The organism is Arthrobacter sp. UYP4 (assembly GCF_057291175.1).
Map to the genome: position 1 here is coordinate 300,502 of NZ_JBXAVU010000001.1, position 15,095 is coordinate 315,596.

The following is a 15,095-nucleotide window of genomic DNA, read 5'->3' on the forward strand; positions in this document are numbered from 1 at the left end:
GCGTCATTGGCGGGCGTCGCTCAGTGGCTGCGCGCCCCCGCCGTGCTCACGAGCACGGGCCGGTTGAGGGCGTCGGAGACCGCGCCCGTCACGACGGCGAAGATCCCCTTGTGCAGGTAGTCGGCGGTTTTCTCGCCGGCAGGCCAAAGGGAGGGGGCTGCGCCCGCACCCGTCGCGTTCTCCAGCGTCTGGTCGAACGCGAGGCGGACGACGGCGTGCGCCGCCGTTGCGGAACCCCCACGGATCCCCGTCACCGACCACAGGCCGCGGAGCGCGCCCAGGGTCGCTCCGGTCAGCCAGTGCATCGCGTGGTTCCACACGGGGTAGCGGACGGCGTCGTCGGCGGGCCGACCCAGCAGGATCCGGAGGGTCCGGGCGGGGATGTGCGAGTCCGGACGACCCGTGATGCGTTGCTCCACGAGTTCTCCGACCGTCATCGCGGCCGTCCCGAGCAGGCCCGCTGCCACGCCGCGCAACGCCGCCCGGGCGAGGACGGGACCGCGATCCGTCACTTGTCGTTCCCGCCGTCCGGGGCGTCGTCGAGGTCGTTGCCGCGACTGTCGTCTCCGAGGTCGGTGTCGATCCCGTTGTTGTCGTCGTAGTTCCCGGTGTCGGTGCCGGAGTTGTCGCTGTCCTTGTTGCCGAGATCGCACCCACCGAGGAAGAGGGCGCCGGCGGCGAGAACGGCGGCGATGGTCTTCGTCTTCTTGTCGGCCACGGGGTCTCCGTTCGAGTTCCTACCGGGGCGGCGGTGGTGCCGCCCTTCTTTCACGGTAGGCAGCGCCCTCGGGCGGGGCAACAGGAGTTCCGGGCTCAGTCGGAGCTTGCAATCGCGACCCCGCACCCGCCCGGTAGGTCGCCGTCGTGCTCATCGGACGGGCCGGATCGTTGCCCGATCCGGTCGGCTCCGCATCGGGGTACGGTGTCCCGTTCCCGGCTCGGAAGGAGCTGCACCGGGCCGGTACGCCGGATCAGTCCCTGACCTCCCGGATCAGGTTCGTGATGCGGGCGGTGGAGAGGCGCCGACCCTGCTCGTCGGTCATCACGACCTCGTGCGTCGTGAGGGTCCGGCCGAGGTGGATGGCCGTCGCGGTGCCCGTCACCGTGCCGGAATCGATGCTGCGGTGGTGCGTCGCTCCCACCTCGATGCCGACAGCCTGCCTGCCCGGGCCGGCGTGGAGTCCCGCGGCGAACGACCCCAGGGTCTCGGCGAGCACCACGTGGGCGCCGCCGTGGAGGATGCCCGCGACCTGCTGGTTGCCCTCGACCGGCATGGTGGCGACCATGCGCTCGGCGCTCATCTCGGAGAAGACGATGCCCATCTTCACGGTCAGGGCGCCGACGCCGTAGCGGCCGAGCCAGCTGTGCATCTCGGGCGGGATGCCCGCGGCGACGAGCTCGGCCAGCCGGTCTCCGGAGGGTGCGTGGACGGCGTCGGGCCGGGTGCGGTTGTCTGTCATGGCAACTAGGCTGGCACCTGTGAGTGAAACGACCAAACCAGCTGCCACCCTGACCATCGCACCGCCCGCGGAGAGCACTCCGGACGGCTCTGTGGCACCGGCCGGCGGGCAGGCGCCGGCGCGTCGCAGCGACGGTTCACGCAACCGGCTCCTCGTCATCGACGGGCACTCCATGGCCTTCCGTGCCTTCTACGCGCTCCCGCCCGAGAACTTCTCGACCGACACCGGCCAGCACACGAATGCGGTCTACGGCTTCACGGCGATGCTCATCAACCTCATCAAGGACCAGAAGCCGAGCCACGTGGCAGTCGCTTTCGACCTCGACACACCGACCTTCCGCTCCGAGGAGTACACGGAGTACAAGGGCGGCCGTTCCAAGACGCCCGAGGAGTTCCACGGACAGGTGGACCTGATCATCAAGGTCATGGAGGCGATGCGCATCCCGACCATCTCCCTCGACGGCTACGAGGCGGACGACATCCTGGCCACCCTCGCGTACCAGGCGGCGAGTGCCGATTGGGACGTGCAGGTGGTAAGCGGGGACCGGGACGCCTTCCAGCTCGTCAACGACCGCGTGACCGTGCTCTATCCGAAGCAGGGCGTGACCAACATCCCGCAGATGGATGCGCAGGCCATCGAGGAGAAGTACTTCGTACCGCCGCACCAGTACTCGGACCTCGCTGCGCTGGTGGGGGAGAGCGCCGACAACCTGCCGGGGGTACCCGGCGTCGGCCCGAAGACCGCGGCGAAGTGGATCAAGCTGTACGGGGGCCTCGAGGGGATCCTCGAGAACCTCGACAAGATCGGCGGGAAGGTCGGGGATTCGCTGCGCGCCAACATCGAGGACGTCAAGCGGAACCGGCGCCTGAACCGGCTGCTCACCGATCTGGACCTACCCGTGGACCTCGACGCCATGGTCTCGCAGCACCCGGACCGGTCGGCGGTCGAGGACCTCTTCGATTCCCTGCAGTTCAACACGCTGCGCAAACGGCTGTTCGACCTCTTCGGCGAGGAGGAGACCGCTGACGAGGGCGATGAGCAGAGTGCTCCCGCACACGTGCTGCTCGACGACGCCGCCGGACTCGAGCAATGGTTCAGGGCCACGAACCAGGCGCAGGCCTCGGTGGCGCTGGCCACCGAGACGACAGCCGGGGTGACCGACGTCGTCGGGGTCGCCGTGGTCACCGGGCTCTCCGCAGCCTTCATCCCGCTGGAAGCGCTCGATGCCGAGGCCGAGAAGGTGCTGGGGGACTGGCTGTCCGACACCGACGCGCCGAAGATCGTCCACGACTTCAAGGCAGTGTTCAAGCTGCTGTCCGCCCGGGGCCTCGTGCTGGCGGGGGAGATCGACGATACAGCCCTCTCCGGGTACCTCATCCAGCCCGACCGGCGGAGCTACGATCTCGCCGACCTCGCCCAGTACCACCTGCGGCTGTCCATCACGGCGTCTGCCAATGATTCGTCGGGCCAGCAGGCGCTCGACCTCGGCGGCAACGACGTCGCATCGCCGGCCGTGGTCGCCGCCTATGCCGCACTGCGCCTCAGTGAGCACTTCGCCGGTCAGCTCGTCGAGCGCGGGGCCAACCAGCTGCTCGGTGGGCTGGAGCTTCCGCTCGCGGAAGTGCTCGCCCGCATGGAACTCACCGGCGTGGCCGTCTCCGTCGACGGGCTCGACCGGCTCTTCGACGACTTCTCGAAGACGATCAGTGCCGCCGGAGCCGAGGCGTACCGGATCATCGGCAAGGAGATCAATCTCGGCTCGCCGAAGCAGCTGCAGACCGTCCTGTTCGACGAGCTCGAGCTGCCGAAGACCAAGAAGATCAAGACGGGCTATTCCACCGACGCCGACGCCCTGACGGACCTGATCGCCAAGACGGGGCACCCCTTCCTCGAGCAGCTTCTCGCCTACCGCGATGCACTGAAGCTCCGCCAGACGGTCGAGGGGCTCCGCAAGGCGGTGGACGACGACGGCCGCATCCACACCACGTACCTGCAGACCATCGCGGCGACAGGCCGGCTCTCCTCGACCAATCCGAACCTGCAGAACATCCCCGTCCGTTCCGACGAGGGCCGCCGTATCCGCGAGGTGTTCGTCGTCGGGCAGGGACGCAACGGCGAGAAGTTCGAGAGCCTGATGACGGCCGACTACTCGCAGATCGAGATGCGCATCATGGCGCACCTGTCCGGTGACGAGGGACTCATCTCGGCGTTCCAGGAGGGAGAGGACCTCCACCGCTTCGTCGGCTCGCACATCTTCGGCGTCGCGCCGGAGGAAGTCACCAGCGCCATGCGGTCCAAGGTGAAGGCGATGTCCTACGGGCTGGTCTACGGCCTGAGCTCGTTCGGGCTCTCCAAGCAGCTCAACATCTCAGTCGACGAGGCGCGCACCCTCATGCGTGACTACTTCGAGCGCTTCGGCGCGGTGCGTGACTACCTGCGCGGCATCGTGGAGCAGGCCCGCAAGGACGGCTTCACCTCCACCATCGAGGGTCGGCGCCGCTACCTGCCGGACCTGTCGAGCGACAACCGGCAGCTCCGCGAGATGGCAGAGCGGGCGGCCCTCAACGCGCCCATCCAGGGTTCGGCTGCGGACATCATCAAGAAGGCCATGCTCGGCGTCGACGACGCACTGACCCAGCGGGGCCTCGCGTCGCGCATGCTGCTGCAGGTGCACGACGAACTCGTGCTCGAGATCGCCGAGGGTGAGTCCGAGGAGGTCGAGGCGCTTGTGCGGCAGCAGATGGGCGCAGCGGCGGATCTCTCCGTTCCGCTCGACGTCTCGGTGGGTACAGGAGCAAGCTGGCACGACGCCGCCCACTAGGTGTAGTGCGCCGGGGACGACTTGAGCGCCCGCGGACCAGAACGAGGTGTTGCGGTGCTCCGGTCCGGTCCGGTCCGTTCTGGCCTGCCCTGCTCCGGTCCGGTCCGTTCTGGCCTGTGACGGTCTTGTCGGATCCGTATCGGTTCTTCCGAAGCAGGGCTGATCTGCTCACGTCCGTTACGGTCGATCAAGTCGATCGAGTCAATTCGGTCGATCAGGTCGATCAGGTCAATCCGGGCGGTTCAGGTCGGACCAAAGCGGTTCAGGTCAGTACCTCTCTGTTCCCGCCCGGGTGGGTCTGGTCCAGTCTGTTGCAGCCAGGGGTGGTCTGTTCCGGTCTGTTCCAGCCATGGGTAGTCTGCTCCGGTCGGTCTTGGCCAAAGCTAGTCTGTTCCGGTCGGTTCCAACCAGGCCTCGTCTGTTCCGGTCGGTCCCAGCCAGGCCTCGTCTGTTCCGGTTGGCTCCAGCCTGCCCTCGTCTGCTCCGCCCTGTTCCAGGCAAGGGTGGCGGGGATGTCCCCGGTCATGTCGTGGAGTGGTTCGAGGGGCCGTTGTCCTTGGTGGTGTGGTTCGTCGTGCAGCTGTTCGTGGTGCAGTAGTTCGTCTCGAACGATTCGTCCGGTGTGCCAGTAGGCGTTGGTCCGGAGAGCGCCTGCCCGGCCAGGGTATCCGGGCGCGTGGAACCAGGGAATGCCGCTTCGGGGCTCTATCCTCCACATGCCCTGGTGGATGAGGTGGTGGTGTCGTGCGCACAGCAGCGCTCCGTTGCCGATGCTCGTTCTCCCGCCGCGGGACCAGGGGTCGATGTGGTGGGCTTCGCACCAGGGCGCCGGGATGATGCAATCCGGGAAGGCACAGCCCTTGTCACGGGCGACCAGGGCTCGACGCAGGTGGGGTGGGAAGAGGCGTTGGGCTCTCCCGAGGTCCAGGACCTGACCCGCACCGCCGAGGATGATCGGGATGATGTCTGCGTCGCAGGCGATCCGCCGGATGGTTCTGGCACTGGCCTGGCCGGCGAAGACCGTGTGACCCGGCCGCTGCCCTGCCCGCTGCGTCTGACCGGTGAGGCCCCTGGCGAGGTTGCCGGGGAGGTCCAGGGTGAGGTTCTGGGTATGTTCGATGAGGTCCTGATAATCGATGGTGACCATCACCTGAGGTCGGTGGCCGCCGGTTGCGGGAAGACCAGTCGTGCTCAGGGCGATCTTGCACGCGGAGACCAATCCTTCGAGTAACATCTGAGCCCTTGTTGCTCCCTCCGGGTCACCGTACAAATCCGTGTTTCTGCCTGAATCTGATCCCCCACCCCAGCCGGAGCCTGCACCGGAGCCTGCACCGGAGCCAGCTCCGGAGGATGCGCCGTAGCCGATGTCTGATCCTGGCTCGCTCTCGGCAGCAGCACCGGAGGCGCCGGATTCACCCGCGCCTTCGGCTGCAGGGCCGAGGCCGTCGGCAGCGGCACCGGCCGTACTGGCGCGGTCGGCGTGCATGCGCGGATTGGTGGCGGTGTTCATGACGGTGGCGAGGTGTTCGAACTGCTCGTCGGTGGCGCCGATCTCGAGGACGTGCAGGCCATGGCGGCGGCCCCTGAGGAAGACGCCCTGGCGAGCCCGGAGCACCTTGTCGGTGGGTTCCTGCCCGTCCTGATCGAGGACTCCTTCCCAGCGGCGGGCCACGACCCGCAGGATGTCCTCGTCGGACTCGACCGCCTGCCGGGTCAGGTGGGCCTCCATCGACTCAAGCTGTTCCGGGGTCGCGAAGGACTGCACCCGTTGTACTGCCTGGGACACGATCGTCGCGGCCCGACCGCTAACTAGGCCCGCCTCCACCACTGCACTGAGGGTCTCCAGCCGGGCAGGCAGCGCCGCACCCGTTGGCGACATCCGGCACAGCACCAGGTCCGCAAGGGCCAGCCGGCGTCGGGCTTCGGCACGGCTGATCCCCAAGGTCCCGCGCAGGAAGTCCGCGCAATCCCTGAATCCATCCGGTGCTGCACCCGCCCGCGACCCCCAGAAGGATCCCGTGGCGCTGCCGACACCCAACGACGCGGTACCCCACGAAGCGGTGCTCGAGGACGTGGTACCCCACGAAGCGGTGCTCGAGGAAGCGGTACCCGCGGAGGTGGTGCTGCAAGCGGCCGGAATCGGAGCCTCGGCGCGAATGGCCTGTTCTGCCCGGGCCAGCAGCGACCCGGGTGCGGACGTACTCCCGGACGTACTGCCGTGATCGGGTTCGTCGACCCGGTAGTGTTCCTGGGCGAGGCGTGCGGCGAGGACTTGCAGATGGTCCACGACCCTCGAGACACGTTCGATGTCGATGATGAGCTGCAGTGCCTCCGGCCGGGACGGGACACGGCCTTGCCGGCCCAGCTCTCGGGCACACTCCGTGAGCGCAGCGAAGGCCGAGTTCAGCGGACCCACTGCAGTCGGGGTCTGCGCGGAACACTCGAGCGGGGCGATGGCCATACCCTGAATTTTATCGAACACGCGTACTATTCAGCGTGCTCCTCGGCCTATGTGGACAACGACAGGACGCTATTTCTCATGGAATCGGGGTGCGATCGCTCACGAGACCAGAGGTGGGGCGCCGTCGTCGTACTCCTCCCGATGCGAGCGCGCTAAGAGGCGCCCCGGCCCCGCCGCCGGAGGGCGTCGTCCTGCCACCCCTGAAGTCGGCGCCGACGGCGCCCCTGGTCCACGCCGGACCGCCGCGGCTAGGGTGGTGGAGTGAGCCACAACACCGCACCCGACCTGCACACCGAGATCTTCAGCCCTGCCGCCGACGAGGACGTCACGGCGGACGGCCGCTTCACGAAGTGGCTCGATGCGGAGGGGATCGGGTTCCACGAGGGCACGTTCGATCCGGAGGACATCCCGAAATTCCTCGGGGCGTACCATGCGGACCAGCGGGTCCTGTGGGGCGTCCACGATCGTGCCCAGCCCGCCGAGGCCCTCGGTGCGGACCATCCGGTGGCCACCTACGGCACGATGGTGCATCCGCTCAACGTCGGAGCGGGACAGATCGAAGCCCACCAGATCACAGCTGTCACCGTCCGGCCGAGCCACCGGCGTAACGGTATCCTGCGCTCCATGATGACCAGGGACCTTCGGGAGGCCGCGGAACGGGGGCTCCCGCTGGCCATCCTGACCGCGTCGGAGGCGACGATCTACGGGCGCTTCGGATTCGGCTGCGCCACGTTCACGCAGGCCGTCGAGGTGGACGTCCGCGAGCGGTTCGAGGTGACGGCACCGAGAACCGGTACGACGACGCTGGTGGCCCGGGAGCACGCAGTGCGCCTCGCCGAGCAGATCTTCGCAGGCTTCCACGCCGTGACCTTCGGCTCCGTGGACCGGCAGTACGCCTACCCGCGCCGCGCCTCGGGCGAGTGGGGCAGGGAACGGCCGGTCGAGGACCGCAACGTGCGGATGGCGGTGCACTACGACGCCGAGGGGACGCCGGCAGGGTACGTGTCCTACCGCTTCGCAGGCTGGGACACGACGCCCTACACGATGAAGATCGTGGATCTGGTGGCAGCCACGCCCTCTGCCTACCTCGAACTGTGGCGGTACCTGGGATCGCTCGACCTCGTGCAGGTCGTCACCTGGGACGGAGCGCGGCGGGACGACCCGCTGCCCTGGGCGCTGCGGGACCGGCGCTGCTACGACGTGAAGGGGACCGAGGACGTCCTCTGGGTCCGCCTGCTCGACGTGCCGGCCGCGCTCGGCAGCCGCTCGTTCCGTGGGAGCGGCACGATCGTCCTGGAGGTCCTGGACGCGCTCGGGCTCGCCGGCGGCTCCTACGTCCTGACCGTCGTGGACGGCGTCGCCCAGGTGGAGCACGTCGAGGCCGCGGCGGCACCCGACGCCACCCTCACCATCAATGCGCTCGGTTCGCTGTACCTCGGGGGAGTGTCGGCTTCAGCACTCGCAGCGGCCGGCGCTCTCGACGCTGCAGCCGAGGACGCTGTCGAGCTCCTCGACACGCTGTTCGGACGATCCGAGGAGCCGTACTGCATCACGCATTTCTAGATCCGCACACAGGCGGAGCGTCCGATCGGACCGAGCGTGTCTGCGAAGCGCGCCGCCGACGGCCGATCCGAGGGTGCAGGAAGAAGGGGTTGTGAGCCGATGCCCGTCGGAGGTCACGCCGCCGTGGACGGCAGGGGAAGGAAACGGGGGAGGAAGACAGCGGCAGCCCCGCTGAGGAGGACCAGGAGCACCCAACCGGAGGTGCTGCCCACGGTGTCCCGGAGCGCACCTATCAGCGTGTTGCCGCAGACCACGGCGAGGCCTCCGCAGCTGGCGAGGAGCCCGTAGTAGGCACCCAGCGGTCGTGCCCCGGCGAAACCTTGCACCTGCTGCAGCCCGGCGGGCCCGACGAGCATGCGTCCGAGGCTGAGGAGGACGACGAGACACACCGGTCCAGTGGCCGCCGGGAGTCCGGGCACGAGGTGCATGCCGGTGGTACCGAGCAGCGTGATCAGCAGAAAGGCCACGGCGATGCACGAGAACCCGGCCCGTAGCGCCGCGACCGTCCCCATCCTCGCTGCCACGGACGACGCCGGTAGTTGGAGTGCGATCGTCAGGATCGAGGCGATGGTGAACAGCATGCCCAGAAGTCCGGCGCCCGCCCCGCTCTGCTGGAGTTCGAGAGGGAGCGTGAAGTACAGCTGGTTGTACGCGAGGAGGTTGATGCCGAAGAACGCGCAGAACGCGAGGAAGCGACGCTCCCGCAGGCAGGCCCAGGTGTCATGGCCCCCGGCTGCTGCCCGGGGCGAGGGGGCCGTCGTCGGAAGCCCCCGCGGCATGATCAGCCAGAGGACCACTCCCACCGTGAGGAAGAGGCAGGCGGCGGACCCGGCGACGATCGGGAAGCCGAGTGGCAGGAGGCCGGTACCGACCAGGGGCCCGGTGACGGCGCCCACTTCGCCGAACAGGACGAGCCACGCGAACAGACTCCGGCGCCGGCTGCCGTCCACTGCGCGGGCTCGATCGAGTGCGCCGACGAGCCCCTCGACGGCGGGCGAGAAGAGGGCGCCACCCATGCCGGTCAGTACGGCGCCCAGAAGGAACGGCCAGAAGCTGTCGGCCGCGGCCAATCCGTAATAGCCCGCTGCCCGGAGCACGCAACCGGACAGGATGCTGCGGCGAGGGCCCCACCGGTCGGCAAGCACCCCTCCGAGCAGGAACAGGCCCTGCTGGGCGAAGGTCCTCACACCGAGGACGACGCCGATGGCGGCGGCACCCAGCCCGAGGTCCTCGGACATGACGAGCGCCAGGAAGGGGACGACGGCGTAGAAGCCGATGTTGAAGACCAGTTGGGTGGACAGGAGCACCGATGCGCCGCCCTGGGTCGTCGAGGGAGCAGTGATCATCGGGAGAGATCACCGGAGGCGGAGCGTGTCACCTCGGGGTGATCCGGAGCACGGGTCGGGCGCGCAGCCGGTCGCGGCAGCGGCGCGTCAGGCCTCGTCACGGGATGCCTTTCCGTCCGGCGCCCGGACCAGCCCGGGAGCATGCAGAGCCGCCCAGAGTCCTTCGGCGCGACAGGGGATCGATGCGGCGACGAGCGTCCGGCTGTGCGGGTGCAGGGGCGTGGCGAAGAAGTCCCGGGTCTTGGCCACCTCGACCACCCGCCCCTGCAGGATGACGGCGACCCTGTCGCACATGTACCTCACCACGTCCATGTCATGGGAGATGACGACCAGGGAGAGGTGGTGCTCGCGTTGCAGGCGGAGCAGCAGATTCAGGATGGTGCGCTGCGAGAGCGCGTCGAGTGCCGAGGTGGCCTCGTCGCAGATCAGGATCCGTGGCTCCAGGAGGAGTGCCCGGGCGATGGTGGCTCGCTGGAGCTGACCGCCCGAGCACTGGCCGGGGTACCGGTCCAGCAGGCTCTCGTCCAGGTCCACCTCCTCCATCGCAGCGCTGATCCGGTCGTCCCGTTCCCTGGGCGTCAGTTCCCGGCGTGCGTGGAGCGGTGCGCGGAGGCTGGTCCGCAGGGTCATGCGGGGGTCGAAGGCGCTGTGCGGCTCCTGGAACACGAGCTGCACGGCGGTGATCCGGTCTCCACCGGCGCCGTCGGGAGAACGGGTGATGGACCCGGTATCGACGGATTCGAGCCCCACGACGGCTTTCGCGAGTGTGCTCTTGCCCGACCCCGACTGGCCCAGGATCCCGAGAATCTCCCCGCGCCTGAGTGAGAGGGAGACGTCCTCGAGGGCGGTATGGCGTTTTCCCCGGGGTGCCGGAAAGCTCTTGCCCACCCCGTCAAGGACCAGGATCTCGCGTTCTGCGGAGGGCTGACGGCGTCGGGACTCGGGCGCGAGGCGGGCGGCTGTCAGCAGCTCCCGGGTGTACGGGTTCCGGGGTCGGGCGAGCAGCTCGCCCGTGGCGCCCTCCTCGACGATGGATCCGGCACTCATGACCAGGACGCGGTCGGCGTATGCGGCGACGGACGCGATGTTGTGGGTGATGTACAGGATGCCCAGTCCGCGTTCCCGGCGTTCCCGGTCGAGCAACTGGAGGATCTGCCGTTCCAGGACCTTGTCCAGCGCGGAGGTGGGTTCGTCGGCCAGGAGCATCTCCGGTTGCCCCGCCAGCGCCACGGCCGTCATGGCGCGCTGGGCCATCCCGCCCGAGAGCTGGTGCGGATAGGCCTTGAGGCCCCGGGCCGGATCCGGGAACCCGACCTCGGCGAGCAGCTCGAGGGCCCTGCTGCGCGCTCCTACTCCCCGGAGGCCCGCATGCAGGCGCAACGGTTCCCTGAGGTGGTGTCCGACGGTCCGGTTCGGATTGAACATGCGCCCGGGTTGCTGGAACAGCATCCCCAGCCTGCCGCCGCGCACACCGTTCAGTTCCTGCTCGGCGGCTCGGGTCAGGTCGAGGTCACCGAGCCGGATGGACCCGCCGGTGATGGCGAGCCGAGGCGGCAGCAGGCGCAGGCAGGACATCGCGGTGAGCGTCTTCCCCGAGCCGGACCCACCGACCAGCGCCACGAACTCACCGGGACCGACCGAGAGGGAGACGCCGTCGAGCAGTGGCGCACCCCGGCTCCCGGAGGAGTCGGTGCGGACGTCGAGACCGTCCAGGACCAGGCCCGCCGTCACGAGTCGGCCCGGGCGGGAAGGAGCAGGGGAGGTGCCGTTCTGCGCGCCGCACGCTGGCCCAGCAGGGTCACACAGAGCGCCACGGTGAAGATGACCAGGCCGGGGGCGAGGATCCCCATCGGAGCGCGGTCCGCGAAGGGCTGGGCGGAAGCGATCATGGACCCCCAGTCGGCCTGTGGGGGCTGCACCCCCAGGCCGAGGTAGGACAGGGCTCCCACACTGATCAGCAGGTGCCCGAACCGCAGCGCCGCCTGACCGAGGATGGGAGCTGCCAGGTGCGGCAGGACATGCCGGAGGACGATGAACGACGACCGGCAGCCCACCACGCGCGCTGCCTCGACGAAGCCACGGGCGGAGACGTCGTAGGCGAGGGCTCGTGCCAGCCGTGCGAAGGGCGTCCATCCCGTGACGGTCAGGGCGAGCAGCAACGGCCCGAACCCCGTCCCGAGCGCCGCCACGACGAACAGCGCCACCACCATCTCCGGCAGTGCGAGCAGGACGTCGTTCGTCCGGGTCAGGAACTCGTCCACCCAGCCCCGGCGCCGCGCACTCAGGACGCCGATGGCCACCCCCAGCAGGCAGGTCGACACGGTGGCGAGCGCCGCCACCGACATGGAGAAGCGGCCGCCGTCGAGGATGCGGCTCAGGGTGTCCCGGCCCAGGTTGTCGGTGCCCAGCCAGTGCCCGGCGGACGGAGGAGCGAGGCGCTCGGTCAGATTCTGCTCCGCGGGCGGATAGGGCGCGAGCCACGGCGCGAAGAGGACGACGAGGACGATGAGGACGAGTACGTACGCGGCGACCGTCGTTCCGGTGATCCGGCTACGCAAGGGAGGCTCCCAGCGCCGGGGTCAGGAACCGGTGGACGAGGTCGGCCGCTGTGGTGACGCCGACCGCGAGGACCACGACCACCACCACTCCGCCCTGCGCGAGCGGGATATCGCCGTTGACGACGGCATCGAAGAGGAGCCGACCCATTCCCGGGACGGCGAAGATGACCTCCACGATGACGGAGCCACCCAGGAGCCCCGCGAACCACACGGCGAAGAGCGTGGACAGGGGGACCAGCCCGTTCGGGATGATATGGCGGACCACGGACTGGGCCCGGCTCAGGCCCCGGGCACGCGAGGCCAGGACATGGTCCGCCGCGGCGCTGTCGATGATGCCTGCCCGGACGGCCGAGGTGAAGAAGCTGATGGGGCGCAGGGCCAGTGTCACTGCGGGAAGCACGGCGGACGACAGGTCGTTCCAGCCGGCGGTGGGCAGCACGGACAGTTCGAGGGCGAAGACCAGGACCAGCACGGGCGCCACCCAGTACTCGGGCATGGCGATGAGGGCCTGCGTGACAGTGGTGATGGCCTTGTCCGCCGCACTTCCCGGCCGGAGCCCGGAGACGATGCCCAGCGGGAGGGCGAGCGAGACCGCCAGTCCGAGCGACAGGACCACCAGGCTGAGGGTGACGGCCAGTGCCGGCAGCACCTGCTCCGCCACCGGGGTCCTGCTGACATAGGACAGCCCCATGTTGCCGCCGGCGACGTCGCCCACCCACCGCAGGTACTGGGCAGGAAGGGGGTCATTCAGGCCCAGGCTCTCGGCCAGGCCCTGGACGGTGGCCTCGTCCACCGCGTCCCCGGCCACCCGTGACCGGATGATCTTCCGCACGGGGTCCCCCGGGGTGAGGTAGGGGATGAGGAACACCGCGAAGGAGGACACCGCGACGGCGGCCACCAGGGTGGCCATGCGTTTGGTGATGAAGTGCAGCATGGAGGGGCTGTCTGCTGGAGGGCTAGGGTGCGGTCTTGGCGGTCTTCGCCGTCAGGACATAGCGGGAGAGCGGGTCCTGGAAGTAGGAGAGGACGTTGGAGCGGACAGCGTCGGTGGCCTGTTCGTTCACGAGCCAGGCGTTGACGGCCTCGTCCTGGAGGATACGGCCGGCCTCGGCGTACAACGCGTAGCGCTCGGTCTGGTCCACGGTCGCTGCCGCCTCGGCGATGACGCCGTCGTACTCCGCACTGCAGAAATGGCTCAGGTTGTACGTGCCCTCGCAGGTGTAGTCCGCCGTGAGGAAGCCGATGGGATCGGCGATGTCGATCAGTCGGTTGCGCTGGCTCAGCAGCATGTCGTAGTCGCCGGCCAGGACGTCCGGTTCCGCCGCTGCGTACTCCTTGGCCTCGATGGTCACCGGTATGCCGATGTTCTTCAGGTTCTCCTGGATCACGGCTGCGACGTCGCTGAACTCCGCACGTTCCACGATGGCGATGATCTCCAGGGGTCGGTCAGCGGTGTAACCGGCGGCGGCGAGCAGATCGCGGGCCCCGTCCAGGTCCTGCTCCTGGTCCTCGCCCACGCCGTCCGCCCACGGCTCGGAGGAGGCGAAGGGACCGGTGGCCGGAAGGGCTGCACCCTCGTACACGCTGGCCGCGAGCGCGTCCAGGTCCAGGCTCTTCCGTATCGCCCTGCGCACGTCCACATCATCGAGCGGCGCGCGCCCGTTGTTCAGGTAGAGCGTCGCCGTGCGCGGCGAGTCCGCCTCGAGGACGGTGACTCCGGGCGCGCCCTCCAGGGTCGCCAGGCTGGACACGGGGATCGACAGGGAGATGTCCGCCTCCCCGGTCTGGATCTGTGCCGCCCGCGTGGCACCGTTCGTGATGAAGCGGATCTCCGCTCCGGCGAGCTGCACGTCCCCGCCCCAGTACGTCTCGTTGCGGTCGAGCGTCAGGGACTGCTTGGGCTGCTCGGACACCGGCGTGAAGGGGCCGGTGCAGTGCCCGAACGGATCCACCTGGCCGTCCCCGTAGGCCGCGGGAGCCAGGATGCCGGTATTCACGCTCGCCAGGCGGTACGGCACCAGGGGATTCTCCTCCGGGGTGCTCACCCGGACGGTATCGGCGTCGACGGCGCTGACGGAGCTGATCACCGTCCGGTTGAAGGCCCGCGCCGGAACATCGGCGTCCAGGACGTGGTTCAGCGCGGATACCACGGACTCCGCGGTCAGTTCCGTGCCGTCCTGGAAGGAGACTCCCTGGCGCAGGGTGAAGTCCCACTCCAGGGGGGAAGCCTGCTTCCACTCGGTGGCGAGGAAGGGCTGGACCTTCCCTTCCTGCTGGTCGTACCGGGTGAGCGTCTCAAGGCACCCGGACAGCGACAGGATGTAGGCGGCATCGGATTCCAGCGCCCAGTCGGCCACCGGCGCCCGGAAGTTGTCGACCACGATGCGCTGGCTCGTGTCGGCCGCTGCGGTGCTGCCATCGGAGGGATCCGAACCGCCACTGAATCCGCAGCCGGTGAGGAAGAGGGCGGCCACCGCGGCCACGAGGACACGGGACGGGAAGGACGAACGCACGGGTGACCACCTTGAAGGGCTGCCCGGAGGCAGGAAGTGAAGCGGGGACTCTTTAGGTTAGCCTTACCTGAGGTCGATAGAAACTCGAGGTATTCCGCCTCGCACTGAAGAGGTCGCAGACGATCGGTGGAGACCCCCGACCCGACCGCATTGCTTTGACGCTGTTGGACCCCGAAGCTAGACTGGACAGGCGCGTGGTGCGCTCTCGTGGTTTCCGGTGCGAGCCGGAGGCCATTCGGCGCGCTACCTCTCCTGAACCTTCCGAGGTTCTTTCCATTTCGTCCACATCCGGACATCGGAACCCGCGCCCGGCCCAGCTGGAATCGCGGTGTCCGTCCTGACCGGAGCAAGTAAACATCCACAACGGAGCCCC

11 protein-coding genes are annotated in these 15,095 nt (G+C 68.8%); 2 read left to right on the forward strand and 9 right to left on the reverse strand.

Annotated features, from left to right (window positions below; all coding sequences use genetic code 11):
- Positions 1-20 precede the first annotated feature (20 nt).
- From AC0Z9V_RS01365 to AC0Z9V_RS01375, 3 genes are all read right to left on the reverse strand, one after another.
- On the reverse strand, positions 21-512 hold the full coding sequence (locus AC0Z9V_RS01365; RefSeq protein WP_485140488.1) for a hypothetical protein: 492 nt from the start codon (positions 510-512) through the stop codon (positions 21-23).
- Entirely contained in the window at positions 509-718 is a 210-nt protein-coding gene (locus AC0Z9V_RS01370; protein ID WP_208741039.1) for a hypothetical protein, read from the reverse strand. The genes AC0Z9V_RS01365 and AC0Z9V_RS01370 overlap by 4 nt, the downstream gene beginning before the upstream one ends.
- A gap of 253 nt (positions 719-971) precedes the next feature.
- Complete coding sequence (locus AC0Z9V_RS01375) at positions 972-1,460, reverse strand: hotdog fold thioesterase (protein ID WP_133081848.1); 489 nt, start codon at positions 1,458-1,460, stop codon at positions 972-974.
- A 172-nt stretch (positions 1,461-1,632) separates the two neighbouring features.
- Here AC0Z9V_RS01375 and polA point away from each other — a divergent pair, with 172 nt between their 5' ends.
- Positions 1,633-4,281, forward strand: a complete 2,649-nt coding sequence (gene polA, locus AC0Z9V_RS01380) for a DNA polymerase I (RefSeq protein ID WP_459267885.1) — start codon at positions 1,633-1,635, stop codon at positions 4,279-4,281.
- A 262-nt stretch (positions 4,282-4,543) separates the two neighbouring features.
- Here the strand turns inward: polA and AC0Z9V_RS01385 are convergent, their stop codons facing one another.
- Positions 4,544-6,742 carry an HNH endonuclease signature motif containing protein gene (locus AC0Z9V_RS01385; protein WP_485140489.1) on the reverse strand — a complete coding sequence of 733 codons (2,199 nt, stop codon included), beginning with the start codon at positions 6,740-6,742 and terminating at the stop codon, positions 4,544-4,546.
- Positions 6,743-7,003: 261 nt separating this feature from the next.
- On the opposite strand from AC0Z9V_RS01385, the gene AC0Z9V_RS01390 reads away from it, so the two are divergent.
- A complete protein-coding gene (locus AC0Z9V_RS01390; RefSeq protein WP_485140490.1) occupies positions 7,004-8,305 on the forward strand; it encodes a GNAT family N-acetyltransferase in 1,302 nt (433 codons plus the stop codon).
- 113 nt (positions 8,306-8,418) lie between these two features.
- On the opposite strand, the gene AC0Z9V_RS01395 is transcribed toward AC0Z9V_RS01390, so the two are convergent.
- The 5 genes from AC0Z9V_RS01395 to AC0Z9V_RS01415 form a co-directional block, all read right to left on the reverse strand.
- Positions 8,419-9,651, reverse strand: coding sequence for an MFS transporter (locus tag AC0Z9V_RS01395; RefSeq protein ID WP_485140491.1), 1,233 nt, complete (start codon positions 9,649-9,651; stop codon positions 8,419-8,421).
- Positions 9,652-9,738: 87 nt separating this feature from the next.
- Positions 9,739-11,382, reverse strand: a complete 1,644-nt coding sequence (locus tag AC0Z9V_RS01400) for an ATP-binding cassette domain-containing protein (RefSeq protein WP_485140492.1) — start codon at positions 11,380-11,382, stop codon at positions 9,739-9,741.
- Entirely contained in the window at positions 11,379-12,209 is an 831-nt protein-coding gene (locus AC0Z9V_RS01405) for an ABC transporter permease (protein WP_485140493.1), read from the reverse strand. Before AC0Z9V_RS01405 ends, AC0Z9V_RS01400 begins: the two co-directional genes overlap by 4 nt.
- Positions 12,202-13,143, reverse strand: coding sequence for an ABC transporter permease (locus AC0Z9V_RS01410; protein WP_485140494.1), 942 nt, complete (start codon positions 13,141-13,143; stop codon positions 12,202-12,204). Before AC0Z9V_RS01410 ends, AC0Z9V_RS01405 begins: the two co-directional genes overlap by 8 nt.
- A 22-nt stretch (positions 13,144-13,165) precedes the next feature.
- A complete protein-coding gene (locus tag AC0Z9V_RS01415; RefSeq protein ID WP_485140495.1) occupies positions 13,166-14,722 on the reverse strand; it encodes an ABC transporter substrate-binding protein in 1,557 nt (518 codons plus the stop codon).
- Positions 14,723-15,095 lie beyond the last annotated feature (373 nt).